At 74.6% G+C, this 22435-nt stretch carries 21 protein-coding genes and 1 pseudogene; 6 read left to right on the forward strand and 16 right to left on the reverse strand.

Annotated features, from left to right (window positions below; all coding sequences use genetic code 11):
- Positions 1 to 325: 325 nt before the first annotated feature.
- Positions 326 to 940, reverse strand: coding sequence for a TetR/AcrR family transcriptional regulator (locus ACFWIC_RS02935; protein ID WP_380515286.1), 615 nt, complete (start codon positions 938 to 940; stop codon positions 326 to 328).
- 133 nt (positions 941 to 1073) lie between these two features.
- Between ACFWIC_RS02935 and ACFWIC_RS02940 the strand changes: the two genes are divergently transcribed.
- From ACFWIC_RS02940 to ACFWIC_RS02955, 4 genes are all read left to right on the forward strand, one after another.
- Positions 1074 to 2057 carry an NADP-dependent oxidoreductase gene (locus ACFWIC_RS02940; RefSeq protein ID WP_380515289.1) on the forward strand — a complete coding sequence of 328 codons (984 nt, stop codon included), beginning with the start codon at positions 1074 to 1076 and terminating at the stop codon, positions 2055 to 2057.
- Between the two features lie 859 nt (positions 2058 to 2916).
- On the forward strand, positions 2917 to 3144 hold the full coding sequence (locus ACFWIC_RS02945; RefSeq protein ID WP_329947957.1) for a hypothetical protein: 228 nt from the start codon (positions 2917 to 2919) through the stop codon (positions 3142 to 3144).
- Entirely contained in the window at positions 3137 to 4327 is a 1191-nt protein-coding gene (locus ACFWIC_RS02950; protein WP_380515292.1) for a type III PLP-dependent enzyme, read from the forward strand. Before ACFWIC_RS02945 ends, ACFWIC_RS02950 begins: the two co-directional genes overlap by 8 nt.
- Before the next feature lie 110 nt (positions 4328 to 4437).
- Entirely contained in the window at positions 4438 to 4797 is a 360-nt protein-coding gene (locus tag ACFWIC_RS02955; protein ID WP_380362614.1) for a DUF6204 family protein, read from the forward strand.
- Positions 4798 to 4944: 147 nt separating this feature from the next.
- On the opposite strand, the gene ACFWIC_RS02960 is transcribed toward ACFWIC_RS02955, so the two are convergent.
- From ACFWIC_RS02960 to ACFWIC_RS02970, 3 genes are all read right to left on the reverse strand, one after another.
- Entirely contained in the window at positions 4945 to 5595 is a 651-nt protein-coding gene (locus ACFWIC_RS02960) for a hypothetical protein (RefSeq protein WP_380362616.1), read from the reverse strand.
- A gap of 166 nt (positions 5596 to 5761) precedes the next feature.
- Complete coding sequence (locus ACFWIC_RS02965; protein ID WP_380362618.1) at positions 5762 to 6280, reverse strand: hypothetical protein; 519 nt, start codon at positions 6278 to 6280, stop codon at positions 5762 to 5764.
- A gap of 389 nt (positions 6281 to 6669) precedes the next feature.
- Positions 6670 to 7683 carry a YncE family protein gene (locus ACFWIC_RS02970; RefSeq protein ID WP_380515296.1) on the reverse strand — a complete coding sequence of 338 codons (1014 nt, stop codon included), beginning with the start codon at positions 7681 to 7683 and terminating at the stop codon, positions 6670 to 6672.
- 206 nt (positions 7684 to 7889) lie between these two features.
- Between ACFWIC_RS02970 and ACFWIC_RS02975 the strand changes: the two genes are divergently transcribed.
- A complete protein-coding gene (locus ACFWIC_RS02975) occupies positions 7890 to 8927 on the forward strand; it encodes a LysR family transcriptional regulator (protein ID WP_329877320.1) in 1038 nt (345 codons plus the stop codon).
- 111 nt (positions 8928 to 9038) lie between these two features.
- On the opposite strand, the gene ACFWIC_RS02980 is transcribed toward ACFWIC_RS02975, so the two are convergent.
- The 3 genes from ACFWIC_RS02980 to def form a co-directional block, all read right to left on the reverse strand.
- Positions 9039 to 10493, reverse strand: coding sequence for a transcription antitermination factor NusB (locus ACFWIC_RS02980; RefSeq protein WP_355407776.1), 1455 nt, complete (start codon positions 10491 to 10493; stop codon positions 9039 to 9041).
- A gap of 140 nt (positions 10494 to 10633) precedes the next feature.
- Positions 10634 to 11593: a methionyl-tRNA formyltransferase gene (fmt, locus tag ACFWIC_RS02985; protein WP_329947950.1), complete on the reverse strand. Its 960-nt coding sequence runs from the start codon at positions 11591 to 11593 to the stop codon at positions 10634 to 10636.
- A gap of 141 nt (positions 11594 to 11734) precedes the next feature.
- On the reverse strand, positions 11735 to 12280 hold the full coding sequence (def, locus tag ACFWIC_RS02990) for a peptide deformylase (protein ID WP_329877314.1): 546 nt from the start codon (positions 12278 to 12280) through the stop codon (positions 11735 to 11737).
- Positions 12281 to 12522: 242 nt separating this feature from the next.
- On the opposite strand from def, the gene ACFWIC_RS02995 reads away from it, so the two are divergent.
- Positions 12523 to 13242, forward strand: coding sequence for a hypothetical protein (locus ACFWIC_RS02995; RefSeq protein WP_380515301.1), 720 nt, complete (start codon positions 12523 to 12525; stop codon positions 13240 to 13242).
- 49 nt (positions 13243 to 13291) lie between these two features.
- Here ACFWIC_RS02995 and ACFWIC_RS03000 read toward each other — a convergent pair whose 3' ends face one another.
- The 9 genes and pseudogenes from ACFWIC_RS03000 to carB form a co-directional block, all read right to left on the reverse strand.
- Positions 13292 to 15379 (reverse strand): primosomal protein N', encoded by a 2088-nt coding sequence (locus tag ACFWIC_RS03000; protein ID WP_380515304.1) that lies wholly within the window; start codon positions 15377 to 15379, stop codon positions 13292 to 13294.
- 109 nt (positions 15380 to 15488) lie between these two features.
- Positions 15489 to 16697 carry a methionine adenosyltransferase gene (gene metK, locus ACFWIC_RS03005; RefSeq protein WP_329947948.1) on the reverse strand — a complete coding sequence of 403 codons (1209 nt, stop codon included), beginning with the start codon at positions 16695 to 16697 and terminating at the stop codon, positions 15489 to 15491.
- Positions 16698 to 16848: 151 nt separating this feature from the next.
- On the reverse strand, positions 16849 to 18084 hold the full coding sequence (gene coaBC / locus ACFWIC_RS03010) for a bifunctional phosphopantothenoylcysteine decarboxylase/phosphopantothenate--cysteine ligase CoaBC (RefSeq protein WP_329947947.1): 1236 nt from the start codon (positions 18082 to 18084) through the stop codon (positions 16849 to 16851).
- 147 nt (positions 18085 to 18231) lie between these two features.
- Positions 18232 to 18498 carry a DNA-directed RNA polymerase subunit omega gene (rpoZ, locus tag ACFWIC_RS03015; protein WP_030240625.1) on the reverse strand — a complete coding sequence of 89 codons (267 nt, stop codon included), beginning with the start codon at positions 18496 to 18498 and terminating at the stop codon, positions 18232 to 18234.
- Positions 18499 to 18534: 36 nt separating this feature from the next.
- Positions 18535 to 19092 (reverse strand): guanylate kinase, encoded by a 558-nt coding sequence (gene gmk, locus ACFWIC_RS03020; RefSeq protein ID WP_327675652.1) that lies wholly within the window; start codon positions 19090 to 19092, stop codon positions 18535 to 18537.
- Positions 19093 to 19140: 48 nt separating this feature from the next.
- Positions 19141 to 19467, reverse strand: a complete 327-nt coding sequence (mihF, locus tag ACFWIC_RS03025) for an integration host factor, actinobacterial type (RefSeq protein WP_030056187.1) — start codon at positions 19465 to 19467, stop codon at positions 19141 to 19143.
- Positions 19468 to 19871: 404 nt separating this feature from the next.
- On the reverse strand, positions 19872 to 20705 hold the full coding sequence (gene pyrF / locus ACFWIC_RS03030; protein WP_329947946.1) for an orotidine-5'-phosphate decarboxylase: 834 nt from the start codon (positions 20703 to 20705) through the stop codon (positions 19872 to 19874).
- Positions 20706 to 20733: 28 nt separating this feature from the next.
- On the reverse strand, positions 20734 to 21846 hold the full coding sequence (locus tag ACFWIC_RS03035; protein WP_329878688.1) for a quinone-dependent dihydroorotate dehydrogenase: 1113 nt from the start codon (positions 21844 to 21846) through the stop codon (positions 20734 to 20736).
- Positions 21847 to 21912: 66 nt separating this feature from the next.
- A pseudogene (gene carB, locus ACFWIC_RS03040) lies at positions 21913 to 22435 on the reverse strand (carbamoyl phosphate synthase large subunit); the annotation flags it as partial.

The raw sequence follows: 22435 nt of genomic DNA on the forward strand, positions 1-22435 counted from the left end.
TTTTTCTCCCCCCCCCCCGGGGGGGGGCGGGCGGGGGGAGGTCCCCCCCCCGAACCCGGCCCCCCCCCCCGCCACCGGAGTACCCGGCGGGCCACCGCCGCGCTGCCCGCCCGTGCACCGGGCGTCCACCGGCCCGCCCTTCCGTACCGGCGTCCGGTGCCCTTCGCGACCGGCCACCGGCCGATGGCGCGGCACGGGTCAGGCAGGTCCGCGACGGTCGCCGGCACCGGCGACCGCCCTCGGCCGGGTCCTCACACGCCGCCCCGGAATCAGCGCCGCGCACCTCGGCGCCCCGGAATCGGCGCCACCGGTTCGCTCCCGATGTTCAGCGCCCCTCGGACGCGGCATCTCCGCCCCGGGGCGCCAGGCCGTCCAGCACCAGACCGAAGAGGCGATCGCGCCGCTCCGCGAGACTCGGGGCCTGGTCGGCGATCCACGCGAGGGCGTTGGCCAGGGCGAACAGGTCGACGGCGTCGACGTCCGTGCGGACCAGGCCGTCCCGCTGCGCCGCCGACAGCAGCCGACCGCACGCCTGGCGCATCGTCAGGCACGCGGCGTGCAGGGGCGACTCGGGATCGCCGAGAGTGGCCAGCAGGGCGGCCGAGAGCCCCTGGTAGGCGCCCGCACCGAGGGTGAACTCGTGCAGCCAGACCCCCAGCGCCCGCTCCGGCGGCTCCGCGACGGCCAGCGCGTCCGCCCGGTCGGCGAGGAGTTCGAAACGCCGCCGCAGCAGGGCCTCCAACAGGGCGTCCCGGGTCGGGAAGTGGCGGTAGAGCGTGCCGAGGCCGACGCCGGCGCGGCGGGCGACGTCGCGCAGGGACGCCTGGGCCCCCTGTTCCGCGACCACCTCCGCCGCCACCTCCAGCACGCGGTCGCGGTTGCGCCGCGCGTCGGCGCGCGGGGCGCGCCCGGCGGAGGGCGGGGCGGGCTCGACGGGCATGGGAATCCTCACCGTTGACAAGTGGAGCACTGCTCCGGTTTTCTTACCGGAGCACCGCTCCGGATTCTACCGGGCGGTCGCCCCCGCGGCCGGGGAGAGGCCCGGGGGCGCACGGGGAGAGGAAGAGACAGCCATGGGAAACCACGCCGCGACCATGCGGGCCGTCCGCCTGCACGCCTTCGGAGGCCCCGAGGTACTGGTGTACGAGGAGGTCCCCCGGCCGGTGCCCGGGCCGGGTGAGGTGCTGGTCCGGGTGCACGCCGCCGGAATCAACCCGCCCGACCTGTACGCGCGCACCGGCTTCGCCCGCATCCCGGCCGGGCTCCGGCCCCCGTGGACGCCGCCGCTCGTCCTCGGCAGCGACGTCTCCGGCGTGGTGGCCGCGCTCGGCGACGGCGTCACCGCCTGGCAGCCCGGGGACGAGGTCTTCGGGATGATCCGCTTCCCGGGGCAGGGCTCCGGGTACGCCGAGTACGTCACGACACCCGCCGACCACCTGGCCGCCAAGCCGGCGGCGCTCGACCACGTCGAGGCCGCCGCCGTACCGATGGCCGGGCTCACCGCCTACCAGTTCCTGATCCGGGAGCTGCGCCCCCTGTCGGGCGGCACCGCCCTGGTCAACGGCGCGGCGGGCGGGGTCGGACACTTCGCCGTCCAACTCGCCCGCCTCGCCGGCGCGGAGCGGGTGATCGGCGTCGCCTCCGGGCGGCACGAGGAGTTCCTCCGCGGGCTCGGCGTGGACGAGTTCGTCGACTACACGCGGACGCCCGCGGCCGAGGCCGCCCGGGACGCGGCGGACCTCCTGGTCGACACGGTCGGCGGGCCGGACGCCCACCGCCTGCTCCCGGCCGTCCGGCGCGGCGGCCTGATCCTGCCCGTCTACCTGGGCGACTACCACCGCGAACGGGCCACCGGACTCGGCATCTCACTGCCCGACCGGATGCAGCAGGTGCGGTCCGACGGGGGCGACCTCGGCGAGCTCGCCGCACTGCTGGACGACGGCCGGATCCGTGTCCACGTCGACGGCGTCCACCCGCTCCCGGAGGCGGCGGACGCGCACCGGCGCGCCGAGCAGGGACACCTCCGGGGCAAGCTCGTCCTTCAGGTCCACCCGTAGCCCCATCGCCGGCGCCGCACCACCTCCCCGGGCCGGGGCCTCCCGGCCGGATTCCGACCGCCCCGGCCCGCCCCCTCCAGCCCGCCCGCCCCGCCCGACGCCCCCGGTGCTCCGACGCCCCGGGGGCATCGGCCGTCCCGGGCCGCACGGCCGACCGGGCCCTCGCAAAGGCCGGACGCATCGTCAATGCCCGCCGAGCGGGGTGTGGTTGGTGCCCTTTCGGACGCCCCCCTGCGCGAACAGGCACCCTCCACTGCCCGTTCGGCCGGACACCTCCACAACCCGTTCGAACGAGGACGGGTCCGGAGGCTCCGGCGCAGGTCATGCCCGGTTCGCCACCTTCACGAAGCCACCCCCAGAGCTCTCCCGAGCAAGGGTTGACACCGCAAGTTGGTCTAGTCCACGGTAGAGGGAACGCAGGTTTAACGAGGCCGGAACACCTCCCGAGACACCTTGGCGAACACGCGAGTTGACGAATGACGCCACCTGTTCCAGCGAGGGTGTCAGCCCCCACGCGGGGGAATCGACCGAGAAGGAGGCCAGGAATTCCGGCCACGGCATCCGCCCGCACGCCTGGCGATGCCGACCGCCGACCGGCGCCCCGGTACGCCCGGCCGCGCGACGGCGCGCCGCCGGAGCCTCCCGCATCCCGCCCTCCTGCGCCGACATCCGACAGCCCACCACCTGACCCTCCCGCCGTCTGACGCCCGTCAGTCGGCACCACCGCACGTCCGACTTCTCCTCAGGGCCGCGTCCGGCCCTGCCTCACCATGCGCGCGAACCGGCGCTCCGGCATGCCCGGGCGCCGCCCGCCTGCACGGCCATCAGCCCGATGCCCCGACCCGAACCTTGGAGTGACGTGATACCGAAGCCCGACGGGTACCTGTATCGAGCCGCTTCCGAGCACCCCTGCTTCAGCGACGACGGCGAGGCCCCCCTCGCCCGCACCACCACCTCCGCCGCAGGCGTCCGCGCCGTCCGGCAGCTGTCGACGACGCCCGCCCCGGAGACGCACGCCCGCAGCTCTTCGCCGGACGGGCCCGACACGGCCCCCGCCGGCCCCGGTTGGAGTACCGACGATGCCTGAGTACGACCGGCTGCGCGCCGCCCTGGCCACCGGTGAGGACGACCGACTCGTCCTCGACCTGGACGGCATCGAGGCCCAGTACGACGCCCTGCTGCGCGAACTGCCGGATGTCGCTGTCCGGTTCGCCATGAAGGCCTGTCCGGTGGACGAGGTGCTGGCGGCCCTGGCCGCACGGGGCTCCGGCTTCGACGCGGCCGGACCCCAGGAGATCGCCCAGGCCCTGCGCACCGGCGTCCCGGTCGACCGGATCCACTACGGCAACACCATCAAGTCGGACCGCCAGATCGCCGAGGCGTACGGGCTCGGCGTCCGGGACTTCGCGACCGACAGCCTGGCGGACGTCGCCGCGATCGCCGTGCACGCCCCCGGCGCCCGGATCTTCTGCCGGCTCGCCACCACCGGCGAGGGCGCGCTCTGGGGCCTCAGCCGCAAGTTCGGCTGCTCGCCCGAGGACGCCGTCCTGGTCCTGGAGGCGGCCCGCGCCGCCGGACTGACCCCGGCCGGGCTCTCCGTGCACGTCGGCTCCCAGCAGCTCACCTCGGAGGCCTGGCAGAACGCCCTGGAAGCCCTGACCGCCGTGGTCGAGGAGGCCGGCCGGCGCGGAATCCTGCTGGACCACGTCAACCTCGGCGGCGGCCTGCCCGCCCTCGGAGTCCTGGACCGGAAGGGCCGCCCGCTCGACCCGCCGGTGGACAAGATGTTCGCGGTGATCCGGGAGGGCATCCAGCGCCTGCGCGACGCGTCCGCCGCGCCGCTGGACTTCCTGATCGAGCCCGGCCGCCACCTGGTCGCCGACCACGGCGCCATCCGCGCCCACGTGGCACGCCTGACGGAACGTCAACAGCTCGACGGCGAGAGGGTGCACTGGCTCTACCTGAGCTGCGGCAAGTTCAACGGCCTGTACGAGATGGACGAGCTCCGGTACCGGCTGGAGTTCCCCGGCCGGGCCGGCGCGGAGACCGTCCCCGCCGTGGTCGCCGGCCCCACCTGCGACAGCGACGACGCCTACGCCGACGAGGGCCCCGGCATGCCGGTGCCCCGGGACGCCGCCTCCGGCGACCCGGTCTGGATCCTCTCCTGCGGCGCCTACTCGACCGCCTACACCACCCAGGGGTTCAACGGCATCCCCCCGCTCCCCTACAGCTGCGTCCGCACCACCGCCGGCGGCCCCGAGGAGGTCTGAGCGCCTCCACCCCCGAACGTCCGGCCCCCGCCCACCCCCGTGGCGGGGGCCGGACCGCGTCCGCCGAAAACCCGTGGCACCCGCTCCGAGCCCCTCACTAGGCTCGACGGATGACCACCCGCACCTTCCGCATCACCGTCCGCGGCGTCTTCGACGGCCTCACCCCCGAGCAGCTCGCCGAACTCCGGTCCCGAGCCGCCGAGCACGACGTGCTCCACGCGTCGTTCACCCCCGAGGGGCACCTCAGCTACGACCTCGACGCGCGCGCCGTCTTCACCTTCCGGTTCCAGGACACCGGCGAGGCCGAGGAGGACATCCTCGAAGCGGCCGACCGTGCCGAGCGGTCCGCCCGGACCTGGCTCGACGACCGCGGCTACGGTCACAAGAACCTCCGCTCCCAGTCCGAGGACCTCTCGCAGGCCCCGCTCGGCAAGCGCCGGCGTCGCGCCGCCCGGTCCGCCACGGGCTGACCGGGCCGCACCGGCCTGCTGATCGGCCCGCAGGTGCGCCCGCCGGACGCCGTCGGCCCCGCCCGCGCGTTCTCCGCCGCGCGGGGTCACGGGTGCGCGATCGCTCGTGCCGAGCAGGAGGGCGCCCCCGCCGCGCGGGGCCGACCGTCAGGTGCCCGCCGCACCCGCCGCCGAACGCTCCCCGTCCCCGACACGCGGATCCCCGTCGTCCTCGGCCCCCTCAACACTCCCGGCACCGCCGTCGGGGGCACCGTCGTCGGCAGCGCCGTCCGGGCCGGCCGCGCCCGCCGCACGCTTCCCGGGCCCCCGGACCCGGCTCCACGCCACCACCCACGCCAGGAACAGCACCAGCCCGTCCGTCACCACCGCGAACGCCCCCGGCACGGCGACCGACGTCCACGCGTGCTCGTCCAGCTCCGCCCGCCCCGGTGTGGCCCACCGCCGCAGCTCGTGCCCGTCCGGGTACCGGCGGTCCGCCGCACGCCGCTCGTCGAACACCCGGTCGCCGACCGACCAGGTGTGCCGGCACTCGACCCGCTCCGACCACCCCCCGACCTCGTCCCACTGCCGGTCCGTCACCCGGCAGTCCCCGAGCACGACCGTCACCCGCTCGGTCGTCCGCCCCCACCGCAGGACGTTCCCGGCCGTGCCGGCCGTGGTCCCCACCGCCACCAGGACCAGCGCCGCCAGCCCGCCGACCACCAGCGCGTCGAACCACCGGTCCGCACCGGGAGCGAGGAGCAGTCCGGCCGAGGCGGCCACCAGCCCCGCGCCGAGCAGCACGGCGGGCCAGGTCACCCACGGCCACCCCACCGCCAGGTTCCACAGCATCACCGCCGCGCCGAGGACGGCGCATGCCGCCCCCCAGCCCGCCACGGTCCGACCCGCCGTCCGTCCCACCGCACGCCCCCTCCGGGAGTCCTCCCCCGGCCCGTCCGGCAAGCCACGGGCCCTCGTCCTCGCGCTACCCGCCCGCCCGTTCGTGCAACCAGGACCCGACCGCCGCGTAGTCGCCGTCCGTGAGCCCGACCGCCGGATCGACCCACCACAGCAGCGCCCGCCCCTGGTGGTGTCGCGCCACCCAGGTCCGGTCGGGGCCGCCGATCTCGTCGTCCACCCAGACGAAGTCCCGGCCGGCCGCGAACGCCACGATCCCGCGCGTCTTCGGGCTCAGCCCCGCCCACGCGTCGGCCGCGGCCTCGCCGTCCTCCGCCCGTTGCGGCAGTTCGCGCAGCTCCGGCAGCCCGAGCAGGGGCGCGAGGTGCGCATTGGCGTCGGGCCCCCACGTCGTCGCCCACACCGGCTCGCACGGCAGCGCCGCCAACCGGCGCCCGTGCGCCGGATCGAGCCGCCCCAGCAGCGGATTCGACGGATCCTCGCTCTGCGGGAACACCGGATACCGCCCGGCCGGGCCCCCGAACGGGATCAGCGGTCCGTCGACGTCGAGGAAGAGCAGCGGCAACAGCCCGGCACCGGTGGTCATCCCCGCACGATAGCGGCCGTCAGGTCCCGGATCCTCAGCGGTCCACCGGGAAGGACCGGTCCCGTCCGTCGCCCCGGGACCGGCGAAACGGGGCGCCCAGGACGGGCCGCACGCCCCGCGCGTCAGACATCTCGCGCGCCCTGAGAACCCTGCGCGCTCCTTTCCGTCCCGGCACGAGACGGCCCGCCACGGGCCGGGAACCGTCCCGCTCCGGCGGCGAGTCGCCCCACCCCACCCCACGCCCCCCGGCGCCCGCGCCCCCTCCCCGCCCTGCGGCCACGCCCGGGACCACGAGGTCCCCGCCCCGCCCGCACCCCGCGAACCGCGGAACCTGCTCGCCGGGCGGGGCACCACCGTGATCGGCCACGCCCGGGGCGGTGCCGGCGTCGCTACCGGGGCGCCGGCACGTACGCCAGCCCGTGGGGCCCGGCGCCCCGGCCCAGGTCCACCTCGCGGACCACCCGGCGCTCGGTCAGGTCCACCACGGTCACCGTGTCCGAGGCGATGGCGGCGACGTACCCGAACCTGCCGTCCGGCGACGAGTGGACGGTCAGCGGCACCTGTCCGACCGTCACCTCCCCCAGTTCCACCAGTTCCTCGGGTGCCGCGTGCCCCCCGCCGGCCGCACCGAAGATCCGCAGCCGCCCGGCCGCCGGCACCGGCCCGCCGTCCGCCGCCGGGGCCGCGAGGTGGACCTCCCCGGCCAGCACCAGGCCGCCCGCCGTCCGGTGCACCGGGACGGCCGGCGCCGCCAGCGGGAGCGTGCGCACCACCCGGTCGGTCCGGACGTCGACCACCGTCAGGGCGGGCGGTGCGGCGAGGGCGCCCGTCAGGTCCAGCTTCGGCGTGGCCACCACCGCGTACCGCCCGTCGGCACTCATGGCGATGCCCTCGCTGCCGGGCACCGCCACCGTCCGCCCGGTCCGGCCCCGGCCGCCGGGACCGGACGCCGTCTCCACGACGGTGAGGAACGGGGCCTCCTTGTTCGTCGTGTAGCCCTTGGTCCCGTCCGGCGTGAGCGCGAACCAGTGCGGCCCCGGCGCGCCGATCCCGGTCCGCTCCACCACCTTGCGCGCGGCGAGGTCGACCGTGAGCACCGCCCCGTCCCCGGCAGGCCCGGCCTCCACGCTCACGTACAACAGCGCGCGCGCCGCATCGAGCGCCAGCCCGTGCGGGGCGCACTCCGGCGCCAGGTCAATGGTCTCGACCACTACCCAGTGATCCGGATCGATCAGGACCAACTCGGTAGCCTGCTCGCCGTGGTGCTCGTAGAAGCCCGAGCGGTAGGTGACCGTGCAGTACAGCAGCCTCCGGTCGGCGTCGAACAATATCTCGTGCGGCTCGGGCGGCAGCGGCACCTCACCGAGCCGCCGAGAGCCGTCCGCAGAGAGAAAGACCAGCACACGGCCGCCTTGGCAGGCTACCGCCAACATGTCATTGTCATTCATCGCGTCAGATCCTTTACTCCGAAGGGGAGTTGTCACGATCGACGGTAGATGCCGAATCTGCATGCACTCCAGTGAAAGCCTGGTCACCATACTTTCCAGTTCTGGTCATCCACCTCCCCCACCACCCCCACCCAGTCGACCGAACACTCGCGGAGAAGCCCATGCCCGATCTCGACCTCAACCTGCTCGTCGCCCTGGACGCCCTGCTCGACGAGGGCAGCGTCACCGGCGCAGCCGAGCGGCTGCACACCTCGGCTCCGGCGATGAGCCGCACCCTGGGGCGGCTGCGCCGCGTCCTCGGCGACCCGATCCTCGTCCGGGCCGGCCGCGGCCTGGTCCCGACCCCGCGCGCGGTGGAACTACGGGCGGAGGTCCGGGCGCTGGTCAGCCGGGGCCAGGCGCTGCTGGTCCCCCACACCGCCACCGAACCCGCCCAGCTGAACCGCCGCTTCACCCTCCAGACCGGGGACGTCCTGCTGACGGCGATAGGCTCCACGCTGGTCGAGACGGTCCGCGCGCAGGCGCCGGCCGTGACGCTGCGCTTCCTCGGGGAACACCTGGAGGGGACGACGGCGATGCGCGACGGCGTGGTGGACCTGGAGGTCGGCGTGATCGACCACCTGGACCCCGAGACCCGGACCGAGCCCCTCACCACCACCGGTCTGGTCGGCGTCGCCCGCACCGGGCACCCGCTGACGGTCGGCCCGCCGCCCACCGCCCGTGAGTTCGCGAACGCCGACCACCTCGCGGTCTCCCGGCACGGCCGCGGGCCCGGCCCGGTCGATCAACGGCTGGCCGACGTCGGACTCTCCCGGCGGGTGGTGACCATCGTGCCGAGCTTCACCGCGGCACTGTTCCTGCTCCGCGAGACCGAGCTGGTCGGCCTGGCACCGGCCCGGCTCGGCGGCGCGGCGGCCACCGCGCTGGGGCTGACCACGTTCCCGCTGCCGGTGGAGCTGCCCGAGGTGGTACTGAGCATGGCCTGGCATCCGCGCAACGACCAGGACGCGGGCCATCGTTGGCTGCGCGAGCTGGTCCGCGGCGTGGTGACCTCCCAGGCCGGGCCGAGCACCGCCCCGAACGGTTCCACCACAGTCCCGGCCGCCACGAGGCCCCACGCGGCGGGCTCGGCCACGGTTGCGGCCCGCGCCACGACGCCCAGGGAGACACCCCACTCGCCGGCGCTCAGCGGCCGCTGAGGCCGTACCCGCACCGCCCGCCGGGGCCCGGTGGACGGCCCGACCGGGCGCGGCGGGCGGGCCGGGGCCGTCCGCCGGGCCCCGGCCCGTCGTCCGTCCTGCCGCGCCCCGCTACGCCGTACGGCGCAGCAGCGCCAGGTACATCGCGTCCGTCCCGTGCAGGTGCGGCCAGAGCTGGACGTCCGGCCCCTCCCCCAGGGCCGGGACGCCCGGCAGCAGCGGTCGTGCGTCGATCCACTCGACCCTGCCGCCCTCGGCCCGCAGTACGTCGTCCACGACGGCCCGGGTCTCGGCGAGGTGCGGCGAGCAGGTGGCGTAGCCGACCACACCGCCCACCCGCACCGCGTCGATCGCCGAGGTGAGCAGGTCGCGCTGGAGCGGGCCGAAGGCGGCGACGTCCTGCGGGCGGCGCCGCCAGCGGGCCTCGGGCCGGCGGCGCAGCGCGCCCAGGCCGGAGCAGGGCACGTCGACGAGCACCCGGTCGAAGCCGCCGGACTTCCAGGCCGGCCGGGTGCCGTCGGCGGCGATGACGGTGTACGGGCCGGGGTTGCCGGCGAGCGTGCGGGCGACCAGCCGGGCCCGGTGCGGCTGCTTCTCGCTGGCCACCAGCGCGGCGCCGCGTTCGGCGGCGAGCGCGGCGAGCAGCGCGGCCTTGCCGCCGGGGCCCGCGCAGCCGTCCAGCCAGAGCCGGTCGGGGCCGTCGAGCGGGGCGGCGGCGAGGGCGAGGGCGACCAGTTGGCTGCCCTCGTCCTGGACACCGGCCCGGTTCTCCTGGACCGCCGCCAGCGCACCCGGGTCGCCGCCCTCGGCGAGCCGGAGCGCGAACGGGGACCAGCGGCCCGGCTCGGCCTCGGGCAGCGCCTCGGCCAGCTCACCGACGGTCGCCCGGCCGGGCCGGGCGATCAGGGTGACCTCGGGGCGCTCGTTGTCGGCGCGCAGCAGTTCCTCCACCGCGGCGCGCCCGGAGGCGTCGGGCTGCCAGCGGCCGAGCGAGTCCCAGAGCGCGGCGACCACCCAGCGCGGGTGCGAGTGGACGACGGCGAGGTGGTCCTCGGCGTCCTTCTCGTACGGCGGGGCGACCAGGCCGATCCACTCGTCGAGGTCGTGGGCGCTGATCCGGCGCAGCACGGCGTTGACGAACTTGGCCTTGCCGTCGCCGAGCACCACCCGGGCCAGCTCGACGGTGGCCGAGACGGCCGCGTGGCTGGGGATGCGGGTGGTGAGCAGCTGGTGGGCGCCGAGCGAGAGCACGTCGAGGACCGGCGGGTCGACCTTGCTCAGCGGCCGGTCGATGCAGGCGGCGATGACCGCGTCGTAGGTGCCCTGGAGGCGGAGGGTGCCGTAGACCAGCTCGGTGGCGAGCGCCGCGTCGCGCCGGTCCATGCCCTTCTGCTCGGCCTCGCGGAGCAGCGAGGGCAGGATCAGGTTGGCGTAGGCGTCACGCTCGTCGACGGCGCGCAGGGCGCGGAAGGCGACGATCCGCGCCGGGTCCTTCTTCGGCCGGCGGTGCGGACGGGGCGCCTGCTTGGCGCCGCGGGTGCCGGGGGTGCTGCTGGGCGTGCTCATGGGATGTGCCTCAAAGTGCTGCGGGGGTTATCTCGGGATCTCCGGATCCCGGGATCTCTGGAACAGTAACGCGAAACCCGGACCGCGGGCTCACCGGCGGGACCGACCCGGGCCGGGGCCTCTCCGGACCGACCGCCGGACTACGCGCCCGGCTCCCCGATCGGCTCCTCGCCGAGCCGCTCGCCGGACTCGATCCGCGCGCCGCGCGCCCAGTCCGCGGCCCGCATCGCCTTCTTCCCCTGCGGTCGCACCTCGCCCAGCTCGACGTCGTGGCTCCCGGTGCCGACCCGGACGGAGTTCTTGCCGACGGCCAGCTCACCGGGGGCCAGCTCCGCGGAGCCCGGCAGCAGCCCGACCGGGCCGGTGACCTTGAGCCGCTCGCCGCGGAAGAGCGTCCAGGCGCCGGGGGCGGGGGCGCAGCCGCGCACCACGCGGTCGATCCGCAGGGCGGGGGTGGTCCAGTCGATCCGGGCGTCCTCGACACTGATCTTCGGCGCGAGCGTGACGCCCTCACCGGGCTGCGGGCGGGCGTGCAGGGCGCCGTCCTCGATGCCGTCCATGGTGGCGACGAGCAGGCGGGCCCCGGAGTGCGCGAGGCGGCCGAGCAGGTCGCCGCTGGTGTCGGTGGGGCGGACCTCCTCGGTGAGCACGCCGTAGACCGGCCCGGAGTCCAGGCCCTGCTCGATCAGGAAGGTGGACGCGCCGGTGACCTCGTCGCCGGCCATCACCGCGTGCTGGACGGGGGCGGCGCCGCGCCAGGCGGGGAGCAGCGAGAAGTGCAGGTTGACCCAGCCGTGTACGGGGATCTCCAGGGTGCCCGGGCGCAGCAGCGCGCCGTAGGCGACGACCGGGCAGCAGTCGGGGGCGAGCTCGGTGAGGCGGGCGACGAAGTCGGGGTCGCTCGGCTTCGCCGGCTTGAGGACCTCGATCCCGGCCTCCTCCGCGCGCTGGGCGACGGGGCTGGCGACCAGCTTGCGGCCACGTCCGGAGACGGCGTCGGGGCGGGTGACCACCGCGACGACCTCGTGCCGGTCGGAGGCGAGCAGGGCGTCCAGGGCGGGAACGGCGACCTCGGGGGTGCCGGCGAACACGAGGCGCATCAAGTGCCTTTCTGCTGTACCGGGTCCGGGCTGTACGGAGCCCGGCTGTACTGGTCGGGGTGGTACCGGGCCCGGGCGGTGCCGGGTCGGGGTGGTACCGGGTCGGGGAGGGAACGGGCGGAGCGGCGCGGGCCGGGACGGTCAGCGCGCCGAGCCGAAGGTGCTGTGCGGGGAGACCTTGACCACCGGCGCGGGGCCGCTGCCCCAGTCGGAGTCCCGGATCGCCTTGAGCGCGGCCTTCCGCTGCTCGGTGTCCAGGCGGTCGATGAAGATGATGCCGTCGAGGTGGTCGGTCTCGTGCTGGATGCAGCGGGCGAGCAACTGGGTGCCCTCGACGGTGACCGGTTCGCCGTGCATGTCGAAGCCCTTGGCGACGACTCCGTACGAGCGCCGGGTGTCGTAGCGCAGGCCGGGCAGCGAGAGGCAGCCCTCGGGGCCCTCCTGCTCCTCGTCGCTCAGCGACAGGTCCGGGTTGATCAGGTGACCGGTGACGCCGTCCACGTGGTAGGTGAACACCCGCAGGGAGATGCCGAGTTGAGGCGCGGCCAGACCGGCACCCGGGGCGTCGAGCATGGTGTCGGTGAGGTCCTTGACGAGGTTCCGGAGTTCCTTGTCGAAGGTGGTGACGGGCTGCGCGGTGGCCCGTAGGACGGGGTCTCCGAAGATGCGGATCGGCTGGATCGCCACGGATGCGGGCTCCTGTCCGTCGGGGTGCTGGTCGGGTGCGGGCGGCTGGCTTCGGCCGTCGGGATCGGCCGCCGATCAGTCTATGCAATCCGTCCGTGCCGGTTTCTGGCATATCCCGACCCACCTTGCCGCGTGACCCCGGTGGGCGGTCCGGCGTTGGTCAAGTGGGATTGACCAACGCCGGAGCGCGCGGGAAGGGCGCTCCGGTCGAGCCGAACCGTACGGAAGGTGGCACGTAGGCCATGGCCGAGCAGATCAACCACGACGCCCGGGCGCGGGCGAGCCTGCACCTGCTGGTGCGGGACATCGAGCGGGTGAGGCGGCAGGTCGACGCGCTGCGGACGCTCACCGCCCAGTTGGGCAACGTCTACCGGCCCCGCCGGCCGAGCACCTCGGCGGGGTTCGTCGTCTACGGGCGCGCCCCCGCGCCGACGGTGCGCCTGGCGCAGGAACTCAGGGAGAGCGTGGAGACGCTGGTGGCGGCGGCGGTCGAGTTCGACCGCGCGCTGGGCTTCTCCTGGGACTCGGTGGGCTCCGCTCTCGGGGTCACCAAGCAGGCGGTGCACCGGCGCTACGGGATGCGCCGACCGGCCGGCGAACTGCTGGCCGCGGGCGGCACCGTGCCGAACCCGAGCCGCCCGGACCGCTCCGAGGACCTGCCCGCCGCGCACGCTCCGGGCCACAACCCGGCCCCCGCACCCGCCCCGACCGGCCTCGCCGCCACCGTCCCGGCCGCCCGCCAGGGCGGGCTCGACCGCAGCAGCCTGGACCGGGCCGCGATGGAGCGCGGCAGCCTGGACCGCCCCCCGATCGACCGCTCCACCCTCGACCGCACCGCCCTCGACCGCTCCACCCTGGACCGCTCCACCCTCGACCGCACCGCCCTCGACCGAACCCCGATCGACCGCACGCCGATCGACCGTTCCCCCCTGGACCGCCCCGGCGTCCCCCTCCGCGGCTGACCAACCCACCGGCCACCGGGCTGGGGGGCGGCTCAGCCCGTCCCGCCCCTCACCCGATGTCCGTCGGATCGATCCGCACCTTCACCGCCTCCGGCGTGCGCAGCGCGATCCGCGCGATCTGCGCCGCCTTCAGCGCCGCCGCCAGCGCCGCGCCCTGCCCTGGCGGGACCCGCAGCAGCGCACGCTCCTGCTCCTCCCCCCGCAACGCCGGAACCGGCACCGGCCCGAGCACGTCCGCCCCCTCCGGCAGCCGGATCAGCCGCAGCAGGTCGGCCACGGCCGCCGGGCTGCCCGCCACCGAGGCCATCCGCGCCACCGGCGGGAAGTGCAGCTGCGCCCGCTCGTCCAGCTCCAGCCCCGCGTGCCCCATCGGGTCCCAGCGCACCAGGGCCTGCACCGGCCGCGTGGTCGGCTCGGCGACGACGACCACCGTGCCGCCCTCGGTCGACGGCCGCACCAGCGCCGCGGCGGCCAGCCAGAGCCGCAGCGTCTCCTCCCCCGCCCGCAGGTCCGGGCGGCTGAGCAACGCCCAGCCGTCCAGCAGCAGCGCCGCCGCGTAGCCGTTGCCGCTCTCGACCACCGGTTCGGCGCCGGGGGTGGAGATCACCAGCGCGGGCTCGTCCGGCACCGTGGTCAGCACCGCGTCCCGCCCGGAGGTCCGCACGGGCACCTGCGGGAACGCCTTGCCCAGCTCCTCCGCCGTCCGCCGCGCCCCCACCACCGAGGCCCGCAGCCGGAACGATCCGCACTCGGGGCAGTGCCAGTCCCGTTCCTCCTCCCCGCACCACCCGCAGTGCAGCGGGGCGTCGGCGCCGGCCGCCTCCAGCGGGCCCTCGCAGCGCCGGCAACGCGCCGGCGTGCGGCAGCGGCCGCAGGACAGCCGGGGCACGTAGCCGCGCCGGGGCACCTGGATCAGCACCGGCCCGCCGGCCGCCAGCCCTTCCCGGGCCGCCTCCCAGGCGATCGAGGGCAGCCGGGCGGCCTGCGCGGCGGCGTCCCGGTGCTGGTCCTGGTCGGTGACGGTCCGCACCCGCGGCGCGACCTTCCGGACGGTCTCCCGGTCGGCGGCCAGCGGCCGGGCCCAACCGGTCCGCACCAGCTGCGCGCCCTCCACGGTGACCACGTGCCCGCCGAGCAGCACGGCGGCGCCCTCCTCGGCGGCGCGCAGCAGGGCCACCTCGCGGACGTGCGGGTGCGGGGCGCGCGGGTCGCTGTGGCTGGAGTCGCCGTCGGACCAGACGACGACCAGCCCGAGGTCGCGGACGGGCGCGAACATGGCGGCCCGGGTGCCGACGGCGGCGTGCACCGAGCCCCGGCTGACCATGAGCCAGCGCCGGTAGCGTTCGCGCGGGCCGAGGTCGGCGGCCAGGGTGGCGTGCATGCCCTCGCCGAGCAGCTCGGTCAGCGCCCGGTCGACCCGGGCGACCGCCTTCCCGTCCGGGACGACGACCAGGGCGCCGCGCCCGCCGGCCAGGGTGGCGGCGACGGCGCGGGCGACCTCGTACGGCCAGCCCGGTCCGGGCAGCGCCGTCCAGACGGCGCGCGGCGCGCCGCCGGCGGCCAGCGCGGTGAGGAAGTCGGGTCCGGCCGGGTAGCGCGACCAGCCGCCGGGTTCCGGCACGGGCGGGCGGGGGCCCGGCGGCGGCGAGGGCTCGGCCTCGGCCTTGGCGTGCCGGGGCGGGACGGCCAGCTGGAGGACGTCGGCGAGGGTGCCGGCGTACCGGTCCGCGACGGTGCGGCAGAGCCGGAGCAGCTGCGGGGTGAGGACCGGCTCGGGCGAGAGGACCTGGGCGAGCGGGGCCAGCGGTCCGGGGAAGTCGCTCTTCTCCAGCCGGGCGACGACGAACCCGTCGTGCAGTTCCCCGCCCTCGCGCTGCCCCTTGACCACGCGCGCCCCGAAGCGCACCCGGACCCGGACGCCGGGCTGCGCCTCCTCGGCCATCGCGGCGGGCACCGCGTAGTCGAAGAACTTGTCGATGGTGAGGACGCCCTTGTCGACGACCACCCGGGCCACCGGCAGGTGCTCGGCCCGCTTGGCCCCGTGCCAGGTGCGCGGCTTGGCCCGGCGGACCGTCTCCCGGATGAACGCCAGCTGTTCCGGCGCCCCGCCCTCGTCACTCCCCTGCGTGCTGCTCATCGCCCCAAGTACTACCAGGTCCCACCGACAGAAAACCGCAGGTGGTGGCCGTCCGGCACACCGGACGGCCACCACCTGCGGCCGGAGCTCAAACGGTCGGACGACCGGATCAGGCCTGGACGGCCTTCTTCAGCTGGTCGACGCGGTCGGTGCGCTCCCAGGTGAAGTCCGGCAGCTCACGGCCGAAGTGGCCGTAGGCGGCGGTCTGCGAGTAGATCGGCCGCAGCAGGTCCAGGTCGCGGATGATCGCGGCCGGACGCAGGTCGAACACCTCGGTGACGGCCTTCTGGATGGTGAGGACCGGCACGGTCTCGGTGCCGAAGGTCTCCACGAACAGGCCGACCGGCTCGGCCTTGCCGATCGCGTACGCGACCTGAACCTCGGCGCGGCGGGCGAGGCCGGCGGCGACGATGTTCTTCGCCACCCAGCGCATCGCGTACGCGGCCGAGCGGTCCACCTTGGACGGGTCCTTGCCGGAGAAGGCGCCGCCGCCGTGGCGGGCCATGCCGCCGTAGGTGTCGATGATGATCTTGCGGCCGGTCAGGCCGGCGTCGCCCATCGGGCCGCCGATCTCGAAACGGCCGGTCGGGTTGACGAGCAGGCGGTAGCCGTCGGTGACCAGCTTGATGCCCTGCTCGGCCAGCGCCTTCAGCTCCGGCTCCACGACGAACTCGCGGACGTCCGGGGTGAGCAGCGAGTCGAGGTCGATGTCGCTGGCGTGCTGGGTGGAGACGACCACGGTGTCGAGGCGGACGGCCTTGTCGCCGTCGTACTCGATGGTGACCTGGGTCTTGCCGTCGGGGCGCAGGTACGGGATCGTCCCGTTCTTGCGGACCTCGGTGAGACGGCGGGAGAGGCGGTGCGCCAGGGTGATCGGCAGCGGCATGAGCTCGGGCGTCTCGTCGGACGCGTAGCCGAACATCAGGCCCTGGTCACCGGCGCCCTGCTTGTCCAGGGAGTCCTCGTCGCCCTCGACCCGGGCCTCGTACGCGGTGTCGACGCCCTGCGCGATGTCGGGAGACTGCGCACCGATGGACACCGACACGCCGCAGGAGGCGCCGTCGAAGCCCTTCTTGGAGCTGTCGTAGCCGATCTCCAGGATCTTGTCCCGGACGAGCTGGGCGATCGGCGCGTACGCCTTGGTGGTCACCTCGCCGGCCACGTGCACCTGGCCGGTCGTGATCAGCGTCTCCACGGCGACCCGGGAGGTCGGGTCCTCACGGAGGAGAGCGTCAAGGATGGTGTCGCTGATCTGGTCAGCGATCTTGTCGGGGTGTCCCTCGGTCACGGATTCCGAGGTGAACAGGCGGCGAGACACAGCGCTCCCTGGGGTTGCAGCGGCTGCTGACTGAAAGCCCCGGTCGGACCCGGGAACTTCCGGAAAGACTTGATTCCTGGAGTGTAACGGTCGGCTTCCGACAATCGTCACGCGATTCCGCAATTGGAGACCGCCCTCCCACCCTTCGAGATCAGTCGACGGGCGGATCCAGCCGTTCGGCGACCAGGCCCCAGACGACGTCCGCGAGCGCCTCCTTCGGACCCACCGGAACGGGCGTCTCACTGCCGTCCGAGCCCAGTACGACGGCCTCGTTGACGTCCTGGCCGAAGGCCTTGCCGTCCCCGACCTCGTTGACGACGAGCAGGTCGCAGCCCTTGCGGGCGAGCTTCGCCCGGCCGTTGGCGAGCACCTCGTCGGTCTCCGCCGCGAAACCCACGACCAGTTGGCCCGAACGGGGACGGTGGGCCGAGAGCTCGGCCAGGATGTCCGGGTTGCGGACGAGCTCGACGGGCGGTTGCTCGACCCCGTCGACCTTCTTGATCTTGCCGGTGGCGTAGACCGCGGGGCGGAAGTCCGCCACCGCCGCGGCCATGACCACCGCGTCCGCCTCGGTGGACGCCGTCAGGACGGCGTCCCGGAGCTCCAGGGCGGTGGCCACCCGCACCACGTCCACCCCGGCCGGGTCGGGCAGCTCGGCATTGGCCGAGATCAAGGTCACACGGGCACCACGCGCCGCAGCGGTCGCCGCGAGCGCGTACCCCTGCTTGCCGGAGGAGCGGTTGCCCAGGTAGCGGACCGGGTCGAGCGGCTCCCGGGTGCCGCCGGCCGAGACCACCACGTGCCGCCCGGCGAGGTCGGTCCGGACGCCGCCGTAGCGCAGCACCGCCCGGCAGGCGTCGAAGATCGCGGACGGCTCGGGGAGCCGCCCCTTGCCGGTGTCCTTGCCGGTCAGCCGCCCGCTGGCGGGCTCCAGCACGATCACGCCCCGGCGGCGCAGCGTGGCGACGTTCTCCCGGGTGGCCGGGTGCTCCCACATCTCGGTGTGCATCGCGGGTGCCAGGACGACCGGGCAGCGCGCGGTGAGCAGGGTGTTGGTGAGCAGGTCGTCGGCGAGCCCGTGGGCGGCCCTGGCCATCAGGTCGGCGGTGGCGGGGGCGACCACGACCAGGTCGGCGCTCTGCCCGATCCGCACGTGCGGCACCTCGTGGACGCGTTCCCAGGTCGCGGTGGCGGCCGGGCGCCCGGAGAGCGCGGCCCAGGTGGCCTCGCCGACGAAGTGCAGCGCCGCCTCGGTGGGCACCACGGTGACCTGGTGGCCGGACTCGGTGAACCTGCGCAGCAGCTCGCACGCCTTGTACGCGGCGATGCCGCCGCTGACGCCGAGGACGACGCGCGGTGCGCCCGCCTGCTCCGTGCTGCCGCCCATGATCCCCATCTCTCCTCGCTCGGTGCGTGCTCACCCTACGGCCCGCCGGCGATCACCCGCACGGTGGCACCCCCACGGCCCCCGCGGCAACGCCGCAGGGCCCGTCGGAGCGAACTCCGACGGGCCCTGCGGGCGAAGGCGGGTGCCTCAGGCGGCCTCGATCGCCTCGGCGGTCAGCATGCCTGCGTTGATCTCGCGCAGCGCGATCGACAGCGGCTTCTCGTGCACGTGGGTGTCGACCAGCGGGCCGACGTACTCCAGCAGGCCCTCGCCGAGCTGGGAGTAGTACGCGTTGATCTGACGGGCACGCTTGGCCGCGTAGATCACCAGGCTGTACTTGGAGTCGGTGGCCTCAAGCAGCTCGTCGATCGGCGGGTTGATGATGCCCTCGGGCGCGGTCATGGAAGAGGACACGCGAAAACCTTCCGAAAGGGTGGAAAAGACAAAAGCTCAGCCTACACCGAGCAAGGCTAGCAGTTCGGTCGCCACCTGCTCGACGGAGGTGTTGACGAGCGTGCTGTCGAACTCCGGCTCGGCGGCCAGCTCGACCTTCGCCGCCTCCAGGCGCTTCTCGATCACGTCCTGCGGCTCGGTGCCGCGGCCGGTGAGCCGGCGGACCAGCTCGTCCCAGCTCGGCGGGGCCAGGAAGACGAGCTGCGCCTCGGGCATGGACTCGCGCACCTGGCGGGCGCCCTGCAGGTCGATCTCCAGCAGCACGGGCTCGCCGCGCTCCAGCTTCTCCAGGACCGCGGAGCGCGGCGTGCCGTAGCGGTTGCCCGCGAACACGGCCCACTCCAGCAACTCGCCGTTGGCGATCAGCTTGTCGAACTCGTCGTTGTCGACGAAGTGGTACTGGACCCCGTTCTGCTCGCCCGGCCTCGGGTGGCGGGTCGTCGCCGACACCGAGAGCCAGACCTCGGGGTGCTGCTTCCTCATATGAGCGACGACCGTGCTCTTGCCGACCCCCGAGGGGCCGGAGAGCACGGTCAGCCGCGGACGCTCACTCATGCACCGATTATCCCGGATCGCGGACGATCCCGGGACCACGGGGCACGGTCAGGCGGCACCGCCGCCGAACTCCCGCTCCAGGGAGGCGATCTGGTTGGTTCCGAGACCACGGACACGCCGGCTCTCGCTGATACCGAGCCGCTCCATGATCTGCTTGGCCCGAACCTTGCCGACGCCCGGAAGGGACTCCAGCAGGGCGGAGACCTTCATCTTGCCGATCACGTCGTTGTCAGCCTTGCCGGCCTTGATCACCTCGTGCAGCGAGGCGCCGGAGTGCTTGAGCCGGTTCTTCACCTCGGCGCGCTCCCGGCGAGCCTCGGCGGCCTTGGCGAGCGCGGCGGTGCGCTGTTCAGGGGTAAGGGGCGGAAGAGCCACGCCGTTCACCTCAGGTGTGGATGGAAGGGATTGAACTATGACTGGTTTGGTTCCCAGGACACCGGTCCACAGGGCGAACTCGCCGCCCCTGACCTGCGAGAGCAACGAGTTTCGCGGCTCTTCGATGACCTATCGCCGGACACTACCCGGATTGCGGCGCCGCGTCAGGAAAAGAACACGAAAAGTCCTGGTCAGCCAAGGCCGACCAGGACTTTCCCGGGCAAAATGACCGCGATTGCGGACCTTTGGCGCCACCGATGTGACGGCGCTCACGTCAACTCCTGAGATGGCGCGCCGCCCCGTCGCGCCACTTGCCCGCCCGCCTGCGGACCGTGCCGGGGCGGTTTCGGAGCGACACCGGCCCCGACGGGCGCGCGCGGCGGCGAATCCCGCCGCCTCGGGCGCTACTTGACCGCGTCCGCGTACTCCTGCACGAAACGGTCGGCCGCCGCCCGCAGCGCCTCGACCGAGGGGCCCTGCTTCAGCACGTCGCGGCTCACGCTCGGCACCACGTTGCGCACCGAGTCGCCGAAGACCCGCGGCAGGTCCGCCATGGTCGCGCCCTGGGCGCCGATCCCGGGGGCGAGCAGCGGGCCGTTGATCGCCAGGTCCACCCCGGCGTCGGCCAGGGTCGCACCGACCACCGCGCCGAACGAGCCGAGCGGCTCGGCGCCGGCGTTCTCGGCGGCCAGCTGCCGCAGCACGGAGGCGGCCACCGGCAGGCCGTCGGAGCCGACCGCGCGCTGCACCTCGGCGCCCTCCGGGTTGGAGGTGAGCGCCAGCGCGAAGACGCCCGCGCCGTGGGCCGTGGCCAGGTCCAGCGCCGGGCGCAGCGAGCCGAAGCCCAGGTAGGGGCTGACGGTGACGGCGTCGGAGAAGAGCGGGCTGCCGGGCGCGAGGAACGCCTCGGCGTAGGCGGCCATGGTGGAGCCGATGTCCCCGCGCTTGGCGTCCATCAGGACCAGCGCGCCGGCCGACCGGGCCTCCTCGACGGACTTCTCCAGGACGGCGACGCCCCGGGAGCCGAAGCGCTCGAAGAAGGCGGCCTGCGGCTTGAGCACGGCCACCCGGCCGGCCAGGGCCTCGACCACGGTGCGGCTGAAGGTCTCCAGGCCCGCGACGGAGTCCTCCAGGCCCCAGGCGGCGAGCAGGGAGGCGTGCGGGTCGATGCCGACGCAGAGCTGGCCGCGGGTGTCGAGGGCGTGGCGCAGCCGGGCGCCGAAGGGGGCGAGGGTCATGACGTCCTTCCGGGGAGGTGAGGGGGGTTCAGGCGGCCTTGGGCGCGTCGACCGCGCTGCCGACGGCGGCGGCCAGGTTGCGGAAGCCGCCGGCCCGGACGCGGGCGGAGAGGCCCTTGTGGATGCGGCGGCACCAGAACGGGCCCTCGTAGATGAAGGCGCTGTAGCCCTGGACCAGGTCGGCTCCGTGGATGATCCGCTGCCAGGCGTCCTCGGCGGTCTCGATGCCGCCGACGGAGACCAGGACGAGCCGGCCCTCGGTGCGGGCGCGCAGCCGCTGGAGGACCTCCAGCGCGCGGCCCTTGAGCGGGGCGCCGGAGAGGCCGCCCATGCCGATCTCCTCGACCCGGTCCGCGGGGGTGCGCAGGCCCTCGCGGCCGATCGTGGTGTTGGTGGCGATGATGCCGTCGAGGCCCAGCTCCAGGGCGAGGTCGGCGACGGCGTCGACGTCCTCGTCGGCCAGGTCGGGGGCGATCTTGACCAGCAGCGGCACGCGGTGCGGGGTGGTCCGGTCGGCGGCCTCGCGGACGGCGCCGAGCAGCGGGCCGAGGTGCGAGACGGCCTGGAGGTTGCGCAGCCCGGGGGTGTTCGGCGAGCTGACGTTGACCACCAGGTAGTCGGCGTACCGGGCGAGCCGCTCGGTCGACTTGACGTAGTCGGCGATCGCGTCGGCCTCCTCGACGACCTTGGTCTTGCCGATGTTGACGCCGACGACCGGGGTCGAGGTGGTGTGCGGGCGGGCGGCCAGCCGGGCGGCGACCCGGGCCGAGCCCTGGTTGTTGAAGCCCATCCGGTTGATCAGGGCGCGGTCCTCGACCAGCCGGAAGAGCCGCGGGGCCGGGTTGCCGGGCTGGGCCTCACCGGTGACGGTCCCGATCTCGACGTAGTCGAAGCCGAGCATCGACAGGCCGTCGATGCCGACGCCGTTCTTGTCGAAGCCGGCCGCGAGGCCGAACGGGCCGGGCAGGTCGAGGCCGAGGGCGCCGGTGTGCAGCGCGCGGTCGCGGGGGGCCAGCACCAGCCGGACCAGGCCGCGCAGGCCGGGCACCGAGGAGGCGAGCCGGACCCAGAAGAAGGCGAGGTGGTGGGCCTTCTCCGGGTCCATCTTCTTGAAGACGAGGTCGAACAGCAGCTTGTACACAAAGTCCTCCCAGGGCATGGAAGTGGGGGGCACCCGGCGGTACTGGTGCCCCCCACTGCGGTGGTGCTACTTGGCGCGGCCGGCGTTGATCAGCTCGGCGTGCTCCTGGAGCGACATGACGCCGACCTCGTCGCGCAGCAGCCGGTCGATGCCCTGGACGGCGGCGCCCATGGCCTGCACGGTGGTCAGGCAGGGCACCGAGCGGGCGACGGCGGCGGTGCGGATCTCGTAGCCGTCGAGGCGGCCGCCGGTGCCGTACGGCGTGTTGATGATGAGGTCGATCTCGCCGTCGTGGATCAGCTGGACGACGGTCCGCTCGCCGTTCGGGCCCTCGCCCTCGCTGTGCTTGCGCACCACGGTGGCGGGGATGCCGCCGCGCTGGAGCACCTCGGCGGTGCCGGCGGTGGCGAGGATCTCGAAGCCCAGGCTGGCCAGCGCCCGGGCCGGGAAGACCAGGTTGCGCTTGTCCCGGTTGGCGACCGAGATGAAGACCTTCCCCTTGGTGGGGAGGGCGCCGTAGGCGCCGGTCTGGGATTTGGCGTAGGCGGTGCCGAAGACCTTGTCGATGCCCATGACCTCGCCGGTGGAG

The organism is Kitasatospora sp. NPDC127035, from assembly GCF_042726075.1.
Lineage (GTDB): Bacteria > Actinomycetota > Actinomycetes > Streptomycetales > Streptomycetaceae > Kitasatospora.

Excerpts from the sequence above, each read along its gene's own strand:
- ACFWIC_RS02980 (WP_355407776.1), bottom strand. The coding sequence starts at position 10,493 with ATGAGCACGCCCAGCAGCACCCCCGGCACCCGCGGCGCCAAGCAGGCG.
- coaBC (WP_329947947.1), bottom strand. The coding sequence starts at position 18,084 with ATGGGCGGCAGCACGGAGCAGGCGGGCGCACCGCGCGTCGTCCTCGGC.
- ACFWIC_RS02995 (WP_380515301.1), top strand. The coding sequence starts at position 12,523 with ATGGCCGAGCAGATCAACCACGACGCCCGGGCGCGGGCGAGCCTGCAC.
- ACFWIC_RS03000 (WP_380515304.1), bottom strand. The coding sequence starts at position 15,379 with ATGAGCAGCACGCAGGGGAGTGACGAGGGCGGGGCGCCGGAACAGCTG.
- ACFWIC_RS02940 (WP_380515289.1), top strand. The coding sequence starts at position 1,074 with ATGGGAAACCACGCCGCGACCATGCGGGCCGTCCGCCTGCACGCCTTC.
- ACFWIC_RS02950 (WP_380515292.1), top strand. The coding sequence starts at position 3,137 with ATGCCTGAGTACGACCGGCTGCGCGCCGCCCTGGCCACCGGTGAGGAC.
- gmk (WP_327675652.1), bottom strand. The coding sequence starts at position 19,092 with ATGAGTGAGCGTCCGCGGCTGACCGTGCTCTCCGGCCCCTCGGGGGTC.
- ACFWIC_RS02975 (WP_329877320.1), top strand. The coding sequence starts at position 7,890 with ATGCCCGATCTCGACCTCAACCTGCTCGTCGCCCTGGACGCCCTGCTC.
- fmt (WP_329947950.1), bottom strand. The coding sequence starts at position 11,593 with ATGCGCCTCGTGTTCGCCGGCACCCCCGAGGTCGCCGTTCCCGCCCTG.
- pyrF (WP_329947946.1), bottom strand. The coding sequence starts at position 20,705 with ATGACCCTCGCCCCCTTCGGCGCCCGGCTGCGCCACGCCCTCGACACC.
- ACFWIC_RS02955 (WP_380362614.1), top strand. The coding sequence starts at position 4,438 with ATGACCACCCGCACCTTCCGCATCACCGTCCGCGGCGTCTTCGACGGC.
- ACFWIC_RS02965 (WP_380362618.1), bottom strand. The coding sequence starts at position 6,280 with ATGACCACCGGTGCCGGGCTGTTGCCGCTGCTCTTCCTCGACGTCGAC.
- ACFWIC_RS02935 (WP_380515286.1), bottom strand. The coding sequence starts at position 940 with ATGCCCGTCGAGCCCGCCCCGCCCTCCGCCGGGCGCGCCCCGCGCGCC.